Raw genomic sequence first — 15568 nt, 5'->3', positions numbered from 1 at the left:
CTTTGCGCGATTTAGTCTGCTAAAGCGTATATACTTGCGGGACGGGTCTTTTGCCCGTCCCGTTTTTGTTTTGACTCGAAAGGTGGTCCCATGGCTTCATCCGCTCCGCGCGGTCTGCGCTCCGACCATGTCGTCACCGTCGGCATCGCCCTGTTCTCGATGCTCTTTGGTGCCGGTAACCTTATTATTCCGCCGCTGTTGGCGCTGCAGGCAGGTTCTGCCACGCCGGTCGCCATGCTTGGCTTTCTCGTTGCCGCCATCGGCCTGCCCGTCATGGGCTTTATCGCCGTGGCACTTGCCGGAACGGCGCGTGAGCTTGCCGGCCGCGTGCACCCCAAGTTTGGCGAGTTCTTTGTCGCGGCGGTGTATCTGGCTATCGGCCCGTGCCTGGCCATTCCGCGCACGAGCTCCACGGCCTTCGAGATGCTGGTGCCGCTGCTGCCCGAGGGCGTCTCGCTCGGCACGGCTCGCCTGGTGTTTGCCGTCGGCTTCTTTGTTGTCGCGTTTGCGCTCACGCTGCGCCCGGGCGTCATCACACGCGTGCTCGGCCGCATTACGGGCCCCGCGCTCATTGCCCTTATCGTATTGGTCGTGGGTGCCGCCATGGTCTCGCCGCTGGGCCCCGCCGCCGCGCCGCAGGCTCCCTATGATGCCGGTGCTGCCGTGCAGGGCTTTTTGACCGGCTACCAGACCATGGACCTGCTCGCGTCGCTCGCCTTTGGCATCATCATCGCCGAGACCATCCACGAGCTGGGCGTTACCGATGACAAGCGCGTGGCCTTCGAGATTTCGCGCTCCGGCGTGATCGCCGGCGTGCTCATGGCCATCATCTACTGCGGCTTGGGCCTTGCCGGTATGCAGCTCGGCACCGTGATGCCCGACGCTACCAACGGCGCCGCCATCCTCGCCCGTTCGGCCTCCATGCATTTTGGGCTTGCCGGCACGGTCGTGGTCTTCGCCATCTTCTTCCTTGCCTGCATGAACGTGTGCATCGGCCTCATCAGCTGCTGCTCGCGTTACTTCTGCGAGACGTATGTGGTCGAAGGGGGAGCGGAGGCCTCCGAGGAGGCCATGCGCCGTCCCTTTGCGGTTCTCGCCTTTGTGTTCGCGGCGTTTTCGTGCGTGCTTTCCAACGTGGGTCTCGACGTGATCCTCATGTTCTCGGTGCCTATGCTCAACGCTTTGTACCCCGTTGCCATTGTGCTGGTGCTTATGGGCCTGGTGCACGGCTTTTGCGACGCTCATCCGCAGGTGTGGGTCTGGGTCGGCGGCGTCGTTGCTGTGCAGAGTGTGATCACCTCGGTCCGCGATGCGTTCTTTGCGGGCACGTGGCTGCCGTTTGATGCGCTACCCCTTGCAGACATCGGTGCCGCGTGGGCGCCGGTCGCCGTAGTTGCCTTTGTGATCGGTCTGCTCCACAGCAAGTTTGTTGCACATTCGAGGAGCTAAGACATCAATGCTTGCACAGGCGGGGAGTCTCCCCTATAATTTCCTTCGCTTTGGGACACGCAAGGTTTAGACCTTAGCTGCTCAACACCTTCGGGACGTGGCGCAGTTTGGTAGCGCGCCTGCTTTGGGAGCAGGATGTCGCAGGTTCAAATCCTGTCGTCCCGACCATATCTTGCGGGCGTAGTTCAATGGTAGAACCCCAGCCTTCCAAGCTGATGACGCGGGTTCGATTCCCGTCGCCCGCTCCATAAGAATTGTTTTAACGGCTTTGGTTTTCTTTGGGGATCAGAGCTGTTTTCGTTTACGCGCCGGGCGACGGGAATCGAACCCGCCAGGGTGCGGAGCTGAGAAAATGCGTGAGCATTTTCCAGCGCAGCACGCAAGGGCCGAAGGCCCGCAGCGAAACAAGGATTTGCGAAGCAAATCCTTGGACTTCCCGTCGCCCGCTCCATAAGATAGACGAATGGCTCTGCTCCCTTTGGGACCAGAGCCATTTTCATATACATGCCGGGGACCCCACATCCCCACCTAAGTTGCGGTGAAATACGGACTGTCTTTTGGCTTTTGCGGGCCCATTAAAGGCCGGGGTAGCTAATTTGGAGCGGGCTTTTTGACTGCTCTAGCGATCGGCTGGGAAATGTGGTCAAAAAAGCCCTGTCACAAAATGACCGGTCTGGTGCTGAGCCACGAAAGCGGCCCATCTACTACGTTTGGCCCGCAGGGGTCGACCATAGCAGCAGTTTCGGAAAATCGGCAAGCCGTCTACCAGCTGTTTTGATATTTCGGATTTCTGTATGGTCGAGGGTAATCGGTTAAACGTAGTAGATAGGCCCATTTTGTGGCGAACAGTAGGATTCGCGGTCCAAGGCTGCCAGTTTCGGATGGCCAACCTGGAAGTTGCGGTGAATTAATTTCTGAAAAGCGCGAATAAGCCTAATCTAGGAACTATTTCACCGCAACTTAGGAGGGGATGGGGTTAGCTGCGGGGGCGGTGGCGGAGCTTGTCGATGGTGGAGTCGATGCTTCGGCTGCGGGCTTCGGCTGCGGTTTGGCGCTTGCGGCGGTAATCGATCATGCCTTGGATGATGGGCTTGCCAAAGCTCACGACATCATCGTTGTAGATGGCGGTTCGGGCTGCGAGGAGGCAGTCGGTAAAGTCCATATGGGTCTTGCCAAAGAGTTTGATGGCAAGGGCGACAACGGTGGGCTCGTCGACCATGACGTCATCGAGCAGCCTTTTCATGGCCGCAGCAATCTCAACGCGGGGAACCTTATAGACGTCGCGCAGCGTGACCACGACGCGCGTGATGATTTCGGGGTAGACACGAGCGGTGCGGGTGGCGATGACCTTGGCGGCGCGCGGTGACAGAACTTCGTCGTCGTCAAGCAGGTAGCGTAGGATGACGGTCTCGTCGATGATGGTGCTACTCATGGATATCTACTTCCTCGGGACCCAAAATCGAATCGTCGCTTTCTGTAGCAAGGTATCCAATCCAGGCATTGCGCTCCTTGGAGCGGCGATTGGGGTCCCCATATGCTTTGAGCGATCCATAGGCGGCGGTGCCGTCCTTTGAGCGCACAGCGACCGGCTGAAAGGGGAGCTTGCGCATCAAAATGCTCTGCGCGACAAATAGACGTACGGCCTCGGCGAGCGATGTGCCCATGGCGTCGTAGAGACGTTCGGCATGCTGCTTGTCTTCCTCGCGAATGCGCACCTGCAGGATGGCTCGTTTTTGAGTCGATGACATCACTGGCCTCCCTTAATGAGCGTGCAGTATGAATAGTCAAATACAGCTTCGGCTAGTAATAGCCAATCTTATAACTCCTACTTTATTGCACTAGAGTAATTGAGTGCGATCAACATTACAAACGTACTACATCCTGCATAAACGAGCGTGAAATCTTTCTTGGCGTACGCGTGTAATACACTTATCTTTATAGCTACCCAAGAATAATTCTAACCAGCCCAAACCCCTGCAATACACCCGTATTGCAGGGGTTACGCTCAAGTTTACCCCCTGCAACTGCGTATATTCAATCTGTATACCGTTGGAGAAATTCTACCGAGTGCCTGTTTCGCCGCATGCATTCGATACGCCGATGCCAGGCCACGGGCGGCTTGGGACAACGTCGACAGGGTCTCTCCGGCATGGGATTCAGGAGGGAGTGAACAACATGGGCAATAAACGAGTCGTAGCCGATTCCTCGCGCTGCATTGGGTGTCAAACCTGCATGGCGGCGTGCATCGAGGCGCACGACATCCCCGGTAACATCGCCGCGCCGCGCCTGCGCGTGACGCGTACGTACGAGATCTCCGCACCGGTGGCTTGCCATCACTGCGAGGACGCCCCGTGCGCCAAGGCCTGCCCCACGGGTGCCTTGTTCTTTGATCCAAAGAACCATCGTATCGGCGTTAACGAGGACAACTGCATCGGCTGCAAGAGCTGCGTCATGGCTTGTCCCTTTGGCGCCGTGAGCGTGGCGACCACGCAGGTCCCCGTCTTGATGGGCGACGTGCGCGTGGGTTCGCAGACTAAGAGCTTCGTGCTCAAGTGCGACCTGTGCGTGGACCGTCCCGGCGGTCCGGCGTGTGCCGAGGCGTGCCCGACCAAGGGCCTCACCCTGGTAGACGAGGAGCGCCTGGCGGAGCTGACCGCCGAGCGTGCCCGCGCCACCATCGAAAACGAGGCGTAGGCGGGCGGCCATACAGGCCCAACGATTGTCAAATACGTACCGATTAATCGGTAGCAGAGAAAGGAAGGAGGGTGTCATGGAGAAGCATAAAGTGATCTGCCCGTACTGCGGCGCCGGTTGCCAGTTTAACCTCCTGGTCCAAAACGGCCAGGTCGTGGGTACCGAACCGCTCAACGGCATCACCAATCAGGGCGAGCTGTGCCTTAAGGGCATGAGCGGCTACGACTTCATCAACGACACCAAGATCTTGACTCCTCGCGTACTGCACCCGATGATCCGCCGCACCAAGGGCGCGGATCTTGAGCGCGTAAGCTGGGACGAGGCACTGGATTTCACCGCATCTAAGATGCAGGCCATAATTGACGAATATGGTCCTAACGCTGTCATGACCACCGGCTCTTCGCGAGGCGGCGGCAATGAGGCGAACTACGTCATGCAGAAGTTTACGCGTGCGTGCATCGGCACCCACAGCGTAGACAACTGCGCCCGTACTTGACACGGCCCTACTGTCCTCGGTCTGATGGACACGGTTGGTTCAGGTTGCATGTCATGCTCCATCCCCGGTATGGAGGATGCGGGCTGCATTTTCCTCTTCGGCTATAACCCTGCCGATTCGCACCCCATCGTCGCAAGGCGTATCGTGCGAGCCAAAGAAAAGGGTTGCAAGATCATCGTCGCCGACCCGCGCCATATCGAAACTGCGCGTATCGCCGATATCTACCTTCCGATCAAGAACGGTTGCAATGTCGCGTTCCTCAACGCCTTTGCCAACTGTCTGGTCAACGATGGCCTCTATGACAAGGAATTCGTCGCCGAGCACACGAACGGCTTTGACGAGTGGTGGGAGACCATCAAGAACTACACTCCCGAATCCGTACAGGACATCACGGGTGTCGATCCCGCGCTGATCCACCAAGCTGCCGAGATGTACGCCACGGCGAAGCCTTCTGCCATCATTGGCTGGGGCATGGGCGTATGCCAGCAGAAGCAGAACCTGAAGACGGTGCACACCATCGCCTCCATCGCCTGCGTTGCCGGCCAGATCGGCAAACCCAACTCCGGCCTCGCGCCCGTGCGTGGCCAGAACAACGTCCAGGGCTCCTGCGATATGGGCATGCTGCCCAACCTGTACCCTGGCTACCAGAAAGTCACCGACCCCGCCGCTCGCGCCAAGTTTGCCAAGGCTTGGGGCGTGCCCGAGGAAAAGCTCCCCTTGGAGGAGGGCTACAAGCTCACCGACCTGGGTCACCTGGTCGACGAGGGCAAGGTGCACTGCTTCTACAACTACGGCGAGGACCCGGTGCAGACCGAGCCCGATTCGGCCGGTATGCGCAAGACGCTCTCCGAGCTGGATCTGTTCATCTGCCAGGACATCTTTATGACGCAGACGACCATGCTCGCCGACGTCATCCTGCCTGCCACCTCTTGGGGCGAGCACGAGGGTGTCTTTACCGCATCCGACCGTAGCTTCCAGCACTTTGACGCGGCCGTTCCGCCCAAGGGCGAGTGCCGCCACGACTGGGAGATCTTCGCGGACCTGTCCACGCGCATGGGCTACCCCATGCACTACGACAACACCGAGCAGATCTGGAACGAGTGCATTAGCCTGTGCCCCAACTTTGTGGGCGCAACCTACGAGAAGATGGCTCCCGAGGGCGGTTACGCTCAGTGGCCGGTCAAGAGCACCGATGTGAACGATCACGGTACGCCCGACATGTTCGCTGGTGGCAAGTTCACCACCAAGGACGGCCGCGCCAACCTGATGGCGCACGACTGGGAGGCGCCCTCCGAGCTTCCCGACGATGAGTACCCGCTCATCCTGTGCACCGTCCGTGAGGTCGGCCACTACAGCTGCCGCTCGATGACTGGCAACTGCAAGACGCTGGCGCTGCTCGCCGACGAGCCCGGCTTTGTCCGCATGAATCCCGCGGACGCCCAGGCGCGTGGTATCAAGAACGGCGACATCGTCTCGATTCACAGCCGCCGCGGCCAGGTATACAGCCGCGCCGACGTGAGCGACCGCATCAACAAGGGCACGGTATATATGACCTACCAGTGGTGGATCGGTAAGTGCAACGAGCTGACCATGCACAAGGTCGACCCGGTCTCGCATACGCCCGAGGACAAGTTCTCCGCCTGCCAGGTCGACGCCATTGCCGACCAGGTCTGGGCCGAGGGCGAAGTCGAGCGTCAGTACACCGAGCTCAAGCAGGCTCTGGTGGACGCCGCCGCTCCCCAGGACGTTGAGCCCGGTGCCGCCAAGTTCGACGACGAGACGCACGTGAATCAAATCGTGTAGTCCCGTTCTCGTTGGCTTTTTGGGCCGGGCGTCCCGTACGTTCGGGAGCCCGGCCCGTTATTTTGAAAGGAAGTGGGGATGAACCGCTTCATCGACATCAACCCGGAGAGGTGCATCGGCTGCGGAACATGCCAGTCCGCCTGTGCCGACGCTCACCGGATGCAGGGTCTTCAGGATACGCCGCGCCTGGCGCTCGTGAAGACCGGCGGTATTTCGGCCGCCCTTGCCTGCCACCATTGCGAGGGTGCCCCCTGCGCCGAGGTCTGCCCGGTGAATGCCATCGAGCACGATGGCGACCGCATCCACGTCAAGGAGCAGGAGTGCATCGGGTGCAGGCTGTGCGCCATCGCGTGCCCCTTCGGAGCCATCCATCCCGATGGCACGTCTATCGCCGGTGTCGCAGGCATGTGCGACCCGACGCCTTCGTATCCTAAGTCCCTGAGCAGCCTGCTTACGTGGGCTCCTGGCCAGTACACCTGCGCCGTTAAGTGCGACCTGTGCGCCTTCGATCCGGACGGCCCGCATTGTGTGGCGGCGTGCCCCACCAAGGCGCTGACCGTCATGGGCGGCGCGGCCGATCGCGAGCTCGACGAGGCCAAGCGCCTGCGCTCGATCGAAAACGGTCCGGCCGTCGACGTTACCGCCGTGGCCCAGGGCCTGTCCGAGAAAGCAGAAGGGAGCGTAAACAATGGATAGCATGACGCTGTTTATCGCATCGCTTGCCGTCTCGTGCATCGGTGCGCTCGCCTCGGTTCTGCTGATCAAGGCCGATAACGCCGCCAAGACCGCCGGCTGCCTTATCGGCGCCGTCGCCGCGGTGCTTTCGTTTGTGGCCGGTATCCAGGCCGTGCTGGGCGATGTCACGTCGGTCGACACCATCGTGTTCTTCCCGTTTGCCCATTTCCAGCTGCTGCTCAATCAGCTGTCCGGCCTGTTCGTGGCGCTCATCTCGGTGCTCGCGTTTGCCGGTTCGATCTACGGTCTCAACTACTTTGATGAGTACCCGGGCAAAAAGGGCCGCGCCGGCTTCTTCTTTAACACCTTTGTGGCGTCCATGATGCTCGTCATCACCGCCGACAACGTGTTTTGGTTCCTGGTCGCCTTTGAGCTCATGTCGCTGACCTCGTACTTCCTGGTCGTGATCGAGGAGAACGAGAACTCCATCCACGGTGGTTGGCTCTACTTTGTGATCGCTCACGTGGGCTTTGTGCTCATCATGGCGAGCTTCCTCACCATGACCAACTTCGCCGGTGGCTCGTTTGCCTTTGCGGATTTCCGCGCCACGCAGTTTAGCCCCGCGGTCGCATCCGTGTGCTTCGTGCTCGCCTTCTTTGGCTTTGGCGCCAAGGCCGGTATCATTCCGCTGCACGGCTGGCTGCCCAAGGCACATCCCGAGGCGCCGTCTAACGTGTCGGCTCTTATGTCCGGCGGCATGATCAAGATCGGTATCTTCGGCATCCTCAAGGTGGGCCTCGACCTGCTCTCCGCCTCGGGCGTTCAGGTCTGGTGGGGCCTTATGGTCATGGTCTTCGGTGCGATCTCGTCGGTCCTCGGCGTGGCCTTCGCCCTGCAGGAGCATGACATCAAGCGCCTGCTGGCCTATCACTCCGTCGAGAACATCGGCATCATTCTGCTCGGCGTCGGCGCCTCCATGGCCGCCATGGCGCTCAATTCGGTCGGCATCGCCGTCCTGGCTCTGATGGCCGCCCTCTACCACACGTTTAACCACGCGATGTTTAAGGGCGAGCTGTTCTTGGGCGCCGGTGCGCTGCTGTTCTCCACGGGTACGCGCAATATGGAGAAGATGGGCGGCCTGTTCCGTCGTATGCCGGCAACGGCCATCTGCTTCCTTATTGGCGCGCTTGCCATCTCGGCCATCCCGCCCTTCAACGGCTTTGTGTCCGAGTGGTTTACCTATCAGTCGCTGTTTAATGCCGCCATGCAGGGTGACAAGGCCGTCATGATCGTGGCCGTGTTCGCTGCCGTCGCGCTTGCCATTACCGGCGCGCTGGCCGTCACGTGCTTCGTCAAGGCCTATGGCGTCTCCTTTGCCTCCGCGCCCCGCTCCGAGGCCGCGGCCAATGCCAAGGAGGTTCCCGCCCCCATGGTGTTTGCGCAGGGCCTGCTCGCGGCTATCTGCGTCGTGCTGGGCATTGGCGCTCCCGTGATCGCGCCCGTGCTGGTCGATGTCGCCGCGTCCGTGCTGCATCCGTACGGTGGCGTGTTTGCCGCCGAGGGCATGGAGCTCATGAACCAGTACTCCGGCGCTGCCACCTCCACGCCCGCGATCGCCATTGCGCTCGTGGTGCTCGTCGGCCTTGCCTGCGGTTATCGCAAACTCAAGACCGTCGGCAAGGTGCAGAAGTCCCAGCCGTGGGCATGCGGCTATGCTCCCAACGAGCATATGCCCGTCGTGGCCACGACCTTTGCCTCCGAGGTTTCCTGGTTTATGCAGCCGCTCTACACGCTGCGCGACCGCTGCACGGCCGTCTGCTGGTCCATCGCGCACTTCTTCCAGAAGCTCACCGGTGTGGCCGAGGCTGTGGAGCCCGTACCCGACAAGGTTCTCGTCGATGCCCCGCATAAGGGTGTCGAGAAGCTCGCCGACCTCGCGACTAAGCTCGAGGGCGGCAACTACAGCATCTATATCTGCTACATCGTCGCGGCACTCGTGGTGTTCCTCGTGCTCGCCGTGCAAATGGGTTAAGGAGGGGAGAGCATGAACAACATCGTACTTGCCGTTCTGCAGGGCGTGGTCGTCATGGCCGTCGCGCCGTTCTTCTCCGGTCTCGGCCGCGTGATTCGCGCCAAGATGCACAACCGTCGCGGCCCCAGCATCATGCAGGACTACCGCGACCTGGCCAAGCTCTTTGCGCGCCCCGAGTCCCAGAGCGAGGACGCGAGCTTTGCGCTGCGCATTATGCCGCCGCTGTTCTTTGCCGTCGCCTTTATGCTTGCGATGGGCTTGCCGCTCTTTACGGCACAAAGCCCCATCCCGGTCTTTGGTGACGCCATCACCATCATGTACAGCCTGGCGCTCGCCCGCTTCTTCTTCGCCCTCTGCGGTGTGGATTCGTCCAACGCCTACGCCGGTATCGGCGGCGTTCGAGAGCTGCTCATGAGCGTGCTTATCGAGCCGTCCATGCTGCTGGCGCTGTTTGCCGCCGCCCTGGTGTGCGGCTCCACCGACATCGCCACCATGGGTCAGCACATCATGACGGGCGCCATCGACGCGCCGGTCGCCGTGATCCTCGCCGGCATCGCCTTTGCGATCGCCTGCTATATGGAGCTCGGCAAGCTGCCGTTTGATCAGGCCGAGGCCGAGCAGGAGCTTCAGGAAGGTCCGCTCGCCGAGCTATCCGGACCGTCGCTTGCGATGGCCAAGCTCGCCATGTCCATGAAGCAGGTTCTGGTCGTCGCCTGGTTCTGCGCGATCTTCGTCCCCTGGGGCGAGCCCGCGACCGTGGGCATCGCGGCCGTTCTGGGCGCGGTCATCTTCCTGGTGAAGTGCCTGATCGACTTTGTCGTATGCGGCGTGATCGAGAACTCTTGCTCGCGTTCGCGTTTTAAGGTGCTCGGCAATCAGACCTGGGCCGTCGTGGGCATCGCCGTTCTGGCGTTTGTCTTCGTGGTCGTCGGCGTGTAGGAGAAGGGAGAAACAATGTCATTTGCAGTCAGTCTGTCCCTTCTCGGCTTGGTCGCGATCGCGGCCCCGATGGTGGCCTCGGTGCTCGTCGCCCTGTTCCCCCGTCCGTACGCCAAGTGGTTCAGCGTTTTGGGTGCCGCCGTCTCGACGGCCTGCACCATCGCCCTCGCCGCGAATTTCGCCGGCGCCGGCATGCCCGACACGCAGGTCCCCCTGATCTCGTTTGGGCAGACCCTCGTCATGGGATTCACCTTCGATCGCATGAGCACGCTGCTCGCGCCCGCCTTTGTGGGTATCGGCCTGCTTGTCGTGATCTATTCGATTCCCTATATGAGCGAGAATAACCGTGAGCATCCCGACGCACCGCGTCGTCGCTTCTACGCGTACCTCGCGACCTTCATCGGTGCCATGGCCGGTCTCGTGTACAGCTCGACCCTTTTGGGCCAGCTCGTGTTCTTTGAGATCACGGGTGCGTGCTCTTGGGGCCTCATTAGCTACTACATGTCGCCTACGGCCAAGAAGGCCGGCATGAAGGCCCTGATCATTACGCATATCGGTGCGCTCGGCCTGTATCTGGGCGCCGCCATCGTGTTTGCCCACACCGGCACCTTCGCCATTACCGCGATTGCCGGCCTCGACGCCAAGCTCAAGGCCATCGTCCTTTTGCTCGTGCTGTTTGCGGCCTGGGCCAAGTCCGCACAGGTTCCCATGTACATGTGGCTGCCTTCGGCCATGGAGGCGCCGACGCCTGTTTCGGCCTACCTGCATGGCGCCTCGATGGTTAAGGTCGGCGTGTGCGTGTTCGCGCGTGCGCTCGTCTCTGCCGGCGAGGTTCCCGAGATCGTGGGCTGGGTCGCCATTATCGACGCCATGGTCACCATGCTCTTTGGTTTCCTTATGTACCTGCCGCAAAAGGACATGAAGCGCCTGCTGGCCTTCTCCACGATCGCCCAGCTCTCCTATGTGTTCTTTGGTCTGGGCCTTTCGGTCTTTGGCAGCCAGCTGGCCTTTGATGGTGCCGTGTGCCACATCTTTAACCACGCTTTCGCCAAGACGCTGTTCTTCCTGATCGCCGGTTCGTTCTCCTTTACGCTCGGCACGCGTATGCTGCCCAAGCTTCGCGGCATCGTAAAGAAGTACCCGATCTCGGGCGTGGGCTTTGGTGTCGCGGCACTCGCCATTGCCGGCGTGCCGCCCATGAACACGTTCTTCTCGAAGTTCCAGATCATCGCCGGCGGCTTCTCTGTGGGTGCCGGCAACGTAGCGATCCTGGTGCTCGTGTGCATCATGGTTGCCGAAACCGTCGCCACCTTTGCCTGGTTCCTCAAGTGGATGGGCTATTGCCTGCCCGGCGAGCCGAGCGAAGAGGTTGCTGCGGGAGCCCCGCTTCCCCGCGCGATGGCGTTCGTGTTCATCGTGCTCATCATCATGGTCATTGTCAGCGGCCCGCTTTCGGCCAGCTGGATCGGTTAGGAGGTAGAACGACATGGGTTATTCGATCGTCAACATCCTTGGCGGCCTTCTGATCGTCACGTCCACCATGGTGGTCGTCTCCAAGAACATCAAGCACGCCATCCGCTGGTATGCGGTGCAGTCGCTGGTGCTCGTGGGACTGCTCGCCACGCTCGGTGCCACCACCGGTGCGCAGGAGCTGCTTATGTGGGCTGGATCTGCCTTTATCACCAAGGTCGTCCTGGTCCCTTATATCCTCAACCGCGCATACAAGAAGATGGGCGAGCCGAGTGACGCATCACTCAAGGCCGGCCTTAAGCCCGCGTGGGCCATCTGCATCATCGCCGTGGAGGTCGCGATCTGCTTTGCCGTCGTGACGCAGATCAGCCTGCCCACGGCCGAGGTCGCAACGCCTGCGCTCGCCATTAGCTTCGCTCACTTCTTTGTGGGCCTCACCTGCATCATTTCGCAGCGCAACATCATGAAGCAGATCTTTGGATACTGCCTTATGGAAAACGGCAGCCATGTGACGCTCGCGCTTTTGGCCCCCACCGCCCCCGAGATCATCGAGATCGGTATCGCCACCGACGCCATCTTTGCCGTCATCATCATGTCCATCGTCGTGCGTCGCATTTGGGACGACTCCCACTCGCTCGATGCGCGCGACCTGTCCGAGCTGAGGGGGTAGTCCATGGAAACGTTGATTCTCGCCCTGCTCGCGACTCCTTTGGTGTTTTCGCTGGTCATGGCGTTTTTGCCCAAGAACACGTCCTATAACGTGTTTGCCGGTCTCAACCTGGTCTCCGTCGCAGCCGTCCTGGTGCTGTCGATTATGACGGCCGGTGACGTCCTTATGAGCGGCGACGCCGCGAGCGCTCTTGGCCTGTGGTTTCACCTCGATTCGCTGGGCGCCATCTTTGTGCTGCTCATCGGCTTTATCGGTTTTCTTACGGGGCTGTTCTCGCTGCCTTATGTAAAGGCCGATATCGAGGAGGGCTCCATGCCCGCCGAGCGCGCCAAGCAGTATTTTGCGCTGTTTAGCCTGTTCGTGTTCACCATGCTGCTCGCGTGCCTGTCCAACAACATGATCCTCACGTGGGCCGCCGTGGAGGCAACCACGCTTTCCACCGTGTTCCTCGTGGGTATCTACAAGAACAAGACGGCCCTCGAGGCTTCTTGGAAGTATGCGATGGTCTGCACCGCCGGCGTGGCCTTTGGCCTGTTCGGTACGCTGCTGATCTACGCCAACGCCGCCGACGTGATTCCCAACGCCCACGAGGCCGCATTCCTGTCGTGCGTGCTGCCGTATGCCGACCAGTTCGACCCGACGCTCATGCGCCTCGCCTTTGCGTTTGTCGTGATTGGCTTTGGCACCAAGGCCGGCCTGTTCCCCATGCACACTTGGCTGCCCGATGCCCACTCCCAGGCCCCGAGCCCTGTCTCGGCCCTGCTCTCGGGCGTGCTGCTTAAGTGCGCCATGCTTGTGATCATGCGCTTCTACGGCTTTACTATCCAGGCCGTGGGTGCCGAGTATCCGCAACTTTTGCTGCTGATCGTCGGCACGCTGTCCATTTTGGTGGCGGCACTCTCGATGTTTCGCCAGGACGACCTCAAGCGCCGCTTTGCGTATTCGTCTGTGGAGAACGTGGGCGTTATCGCCCTGTGCCTGGGTATCGGTGGTCCGCTGGGTATCGCCGCGGCCCTGCTGCACTGCGTGTTCCACGGCTTTACCAAGACGCTTGCCTTCTGCGTTTCCGGCAACATCCAGCACGCCTTTGGCACGCGTAGCCTGGCCAAGATCCAGGGCGTCGTCGAGGTTGCACCCGCAACCGCCGCACTCGCCATCCTGGCGCTGCTCGGCCTTGCCGCTTTCCCGCCCTTTGGCATGTTTATCTCCGAGTTCCTGACTTTTGTCGCCGGTGTTACCGCCGGCCCCATGTGGCTGGTCGTCGTGGTCGCCCTCGGTCTTACCGTGGCCATCTCCGCGCTCACCCGTATCGCGCTCAAGTCGGTATTCGGCCATGCGCCCCAGGGCATGGGCAAGCATGAGGCCCCGGCGCTCATGCTTATCCCCGAAATCATCTTGGCTGTCATGATCTTGTGGTTTGGCATCGCCACCCCGCTGCCTCTCGTGCACGGTGTGGAGACCGCGACCGGCATCGTGCTCGAGCAGAGCACCGAGGAACTTCACGCGACGCCGATGTACCGCGCTGTGTTCGGTACCGAGACCGCTCAGAGCGAGGTGGAGTAACGAATGATTGAAACTGAGAACAAGGTGTATGCCCGTCGCTGCGAGAGCCATGTCGAGGCCCTGCGCCGCGCCGTTCCGGGCTGCATCGAGAAGGTCGAGTGGCAGTGCGAGGACCAGCTGACGATTACCGTCAAGCAGGACAAGCTGCCCGAGGCCGTCCACTACCTGTATTACGAGCGCTACGGTTGGATTCCCGTGATCATCGGCAACGATGAACGCAGTCTGTGCGGCCGTTACGCCGTGTACTACGTCATCTCCATGGAGGGGGAGGACCCCGGCTGGGTGACCGTGCGCACCGAGGTCGATCCCGCCAAGATGACGTTCCCGTCCGTGACGCCGTTCGTCCCCGCCTGCGTGTGGGGCGAGCGCGAGCTTCGCGACATGTTCGGCCTGATCCCCGAGGGCCTGCCCGATCGTCGTCGCCTGGTGCTTCCCGATGACTGGCCCAGCGGCCTGTACCCGCTGCGCAAGGACTCCATGGACTACCGCTTCCGTCCCGCTCCCGCGAGCGACATGGAAAACTACGAGTTCTTGGCCGATACCAAGGGCAAGGAGACGACGCTCGTCCCCATGGGCCCGTTGCACATTACCTCCGACGAGCCCGGCCACTTCCGCCTGTTCGTTGAGGGCGAGACGATCGTGGACGCCGACTACCGTCTGTTCTACGTGCACCGCGGCATGGAGAAGGTCGCCGAGACGCGCCTGAACTATGACGCCGTGACGTTCCTCGCCGACCGCATCTGCGGCATCTGCGGCTGCGCCCACTCGGTGGCCTATGCCGAGGCCGTCGAGCGCGCCCAGGGCATCCGTGTCCCGCCGCGCGCCCAGTACATCCGCGCCATCATGCTCGAGGTTGAGCGCCTGCACTCGCATCTGCTCAACATTGGCCTGGCGTCGCACTACACGGGCTTCGACTCCGGCTTCCAGCAGTTCTTCCGCGTCCGCGAGAAGTCCATGGACCTGGCCGAGAAGCTCTCCGGTCACCGTAAGACCTACGGTCTCAACGTGATCGGCGGCGTGCGTCGCGACATTTTGGCCGAGCAGAAGCTCTCCACGCTCACGACCATCCACCAGCTGCGCTCCGAGGTTCAGGAGCTCGTCGACGTCTTGCTCTCCACGCCCAACTTTATTGAGCGTACGAGTGGCATTGGCATCTTGGACCGCAAGATCGCACGCGACTTCTCGCCGGTCGGCCCGCTTATGCGTGGCTCGGGCTATGCCCGCGACGTGCGTTTTGACCATCCCTTCGACGGCTACGCCGATCCGGACGTCCAAAAGATGCACGCCGCCACGGCCGACACCTGCGATGCCTTCGGCCGTACCGCCGTTCGCATCCAGGAGGTCTACGATTCGATCGACATGATCGAGACCATGCTCGAGAACTGCCCGTCGGGCCCCATCCTCACCACGGATTGGGAGTACACCCCGCACAAGTACGCCATCGGCGCCACCGAGGCGCCGCGCGGCGAGGACGTGCACTGGGCGATGCTCGGCAACAACCAGAAGTGCTACCGCTGGCGCGCCAAGGCCGCCACGTACAGCAACTGGCCGGTCCTGCGCTACATGTTCCGCGGCAACACCGTGGGCGACGCGGCGCTGATCGTCGGTTCGCTCGACCCGTGCTACTCCTGCACCGACCGCGTGACGGTGACCGATGTCGCCGCCAAGCGCGACCACGTGCTCGACAAGGAGCAGTTCGAGAACGTCTGGCGCGACAAGTCGCCGCTTGCGGGCGAGGGCACCATGGCCGCTCCGCTCGATGAGGAGGCGCTCTAAT

12 protein-coding genes and 2 tRNA genes are annotated in these 15568 nt (G+C 61.3%); 12 read left to right on the top strand and 2 right to left on the bottom strand.

The annotated features are described in order from the left end of the window. Positions 1-90 precede the first annotated feature (90 nt). From brnQ to DW943_RS03050, 3 genes are all read left to right on the top strand, one after another. A complete protein-coding gene (brnQ, locus tag DW943_RS03060) occupies positions 91-1449 on the top strand; it encodes a branched-chain amino acid transport system II carrier protein (RefSeq protein WP_117862151.1) in 1359 nt (452 codons plus the stop codon). Between the two features lie 91 nt (positions 1450-1540). Continuing rightward, positions 1541-1617 (top strand) — tRNA-Pro (locus DW943_RS03055). A gap of 6 nt (positions 1618-1623) precedes the next feature. Next, positions 1624-1697 (top strand) — tRNA-Gly (locus tag DW943_RS03050). A 728-nt stretch (positions 1698-2425) separates the two neighbouring features. Here DW943_RS03050 and DW943_RS03045 read toward each other — a convergent pair. After that, positions 2426-2881, bottom strand: a complete 456-nt coding sequence (locus DW943_RS03045) for a PIN domain-containing protein (protein ID WP_199572755.1) — start codon at positions 2879-2881, stop codon at positions 2426-2428. Continuing rightward, positions 2874-3197, bottom strand: coding sequence for a type II toxin-antitoxin system RelB/DinJ family antitoxin (locus DW943_RS03040; protein ID WP_117862150.1), 324 nt, complete (start codon positions 3195-3197; stop codon positions 2874-2876). Before DW943_RS03040 ends, DW943_RS03045 begins: the two co-directional genes overlap by 8 nt. Positions 3198-3624: 427 nt before the next feature. Between DW943_RS03040 and DW943_RS03035 the strand changes: the two genes are divergently transcribed. The 9 genes from DW943_RS03035 (at position 3625) to DW943_RS02995 (ending at position 15567) form a co-directional block, all read left to right on the top strand. Then, positions 3625-4143: a 4Fe-4S dicluster domain-containing protein gene (locus tag DW943_RS03035; RefSeq protein ID WP_022095206.1), complete on the top strand. Its 519-nt coding sequence runs from the start codon at positions 3625-3627 to the stop codon at positions 4141-4143. A gap of 76 nt (positions 4144-4219) precedes the next feature. After that, the gene (gene fdhF, locus DW943_RS03030) at positions 4220-6442 is read left to right on the top strand and encodes a formate dehydrogenase subunit alpha (protein ID WP_117862149.1); all 2223 of its coding nucleotides are present in this window, start codon (positions 4220-4222) and stop codon (positions 6440-6442) included. 78 nt (positions 6443-6520) lie between these two features. Continuing rightward, entirely contained in the window at positions 6521-7138 is a 618-nt protein-coding gene (locus DW943_RS03025; RefSeq protein ID WP_117584077.1) for a 4Fe-4S dicluster domain-containing protein, read from the top strand. Then, positions 7131-9149, top strand: coding sequence for a hydrogenase 4 subunit B (gene hyfB / locus DW943_RS03020; RefSeq protein ID WP_117862148.1), 2019 nt, complete (start codon positions 7131-7133; stop codon positions 9147-9149). The genes DW943_RS03025 and hyfB overlap by 8 nt, the downstream gene beginning before the upstream one ends. A 12-nt stretch (positions 9150-9161) precedes the next feature. Further along, complete coding sequence (locus DW943_RS03015) at positions 9162-10088, top strand: respiratory chain complex I subunit 1 family protein (protein ID WP_117862147.1); 927 nt, start codon at positions 9162-9164, stop codon at positions 10086-10088. Positions 10089-10103: 15 nt separating this feature from the next. After that, positions 10104-11561: a hydrogenase 4 subunit D gene (locus tag DW943_RS03010; protein WP_117862146.1), complete on the top strand. Its 1458-nt coding sequence runs from the start codon at positions 10104-10106 to the stop codon at positions 11559-11561. Positions 11562-11574: 13 nt separating this feature from the next. Then, positions 11575-12228, top strand: coding sequence for a hydrogenase 4 membrane subunit (gene hyfE, locus DW943_RS03005; protein WP_117584080.1), 654 nt, complete (start codon positions 11575-11577; stop codon positions 12226-12228). A 3-nt stretch (positions 12229-12231) separates the two neighbouring features. Further along, positions 12232-13791, top strand: a complete 1560-nt coding sequence (locus tag DW943_RS03000) for a hydrogenase 4 subunit F (RefSeq protein ID WP_117862145.1) — start codon at positions 12232-12234, stop codon at positions 13789-13791. Between the two features lie 3 nt (positions 13792-13794). Next, the gene (locus DW943_RS02995; protein WP_117862144.1) at positions 13795-15567 is read left to right on the top strand and encodes an NADH-quinone oxidoreductase subunit C; all 1773 of its coding nucleotides are present in this window, start codon (positions 13795-13797) and stop codon (positions 15565-15567) included. The last annotated feature ends 1 nt before the right edge of the window (position 15568 follow it).

This window comes from Collinsella sp. AM44-11 (genome assembly GCF_003467145.1).
Taxonomy (GTDB): Bacteria; Actinomycetota; Coriobacteriia; order Coriobacteriales; family Coriobacteriaceae; genus Collinsella.
This window is presented reverse-complemented; position numbering and strand designations above follow the sequence as displayed.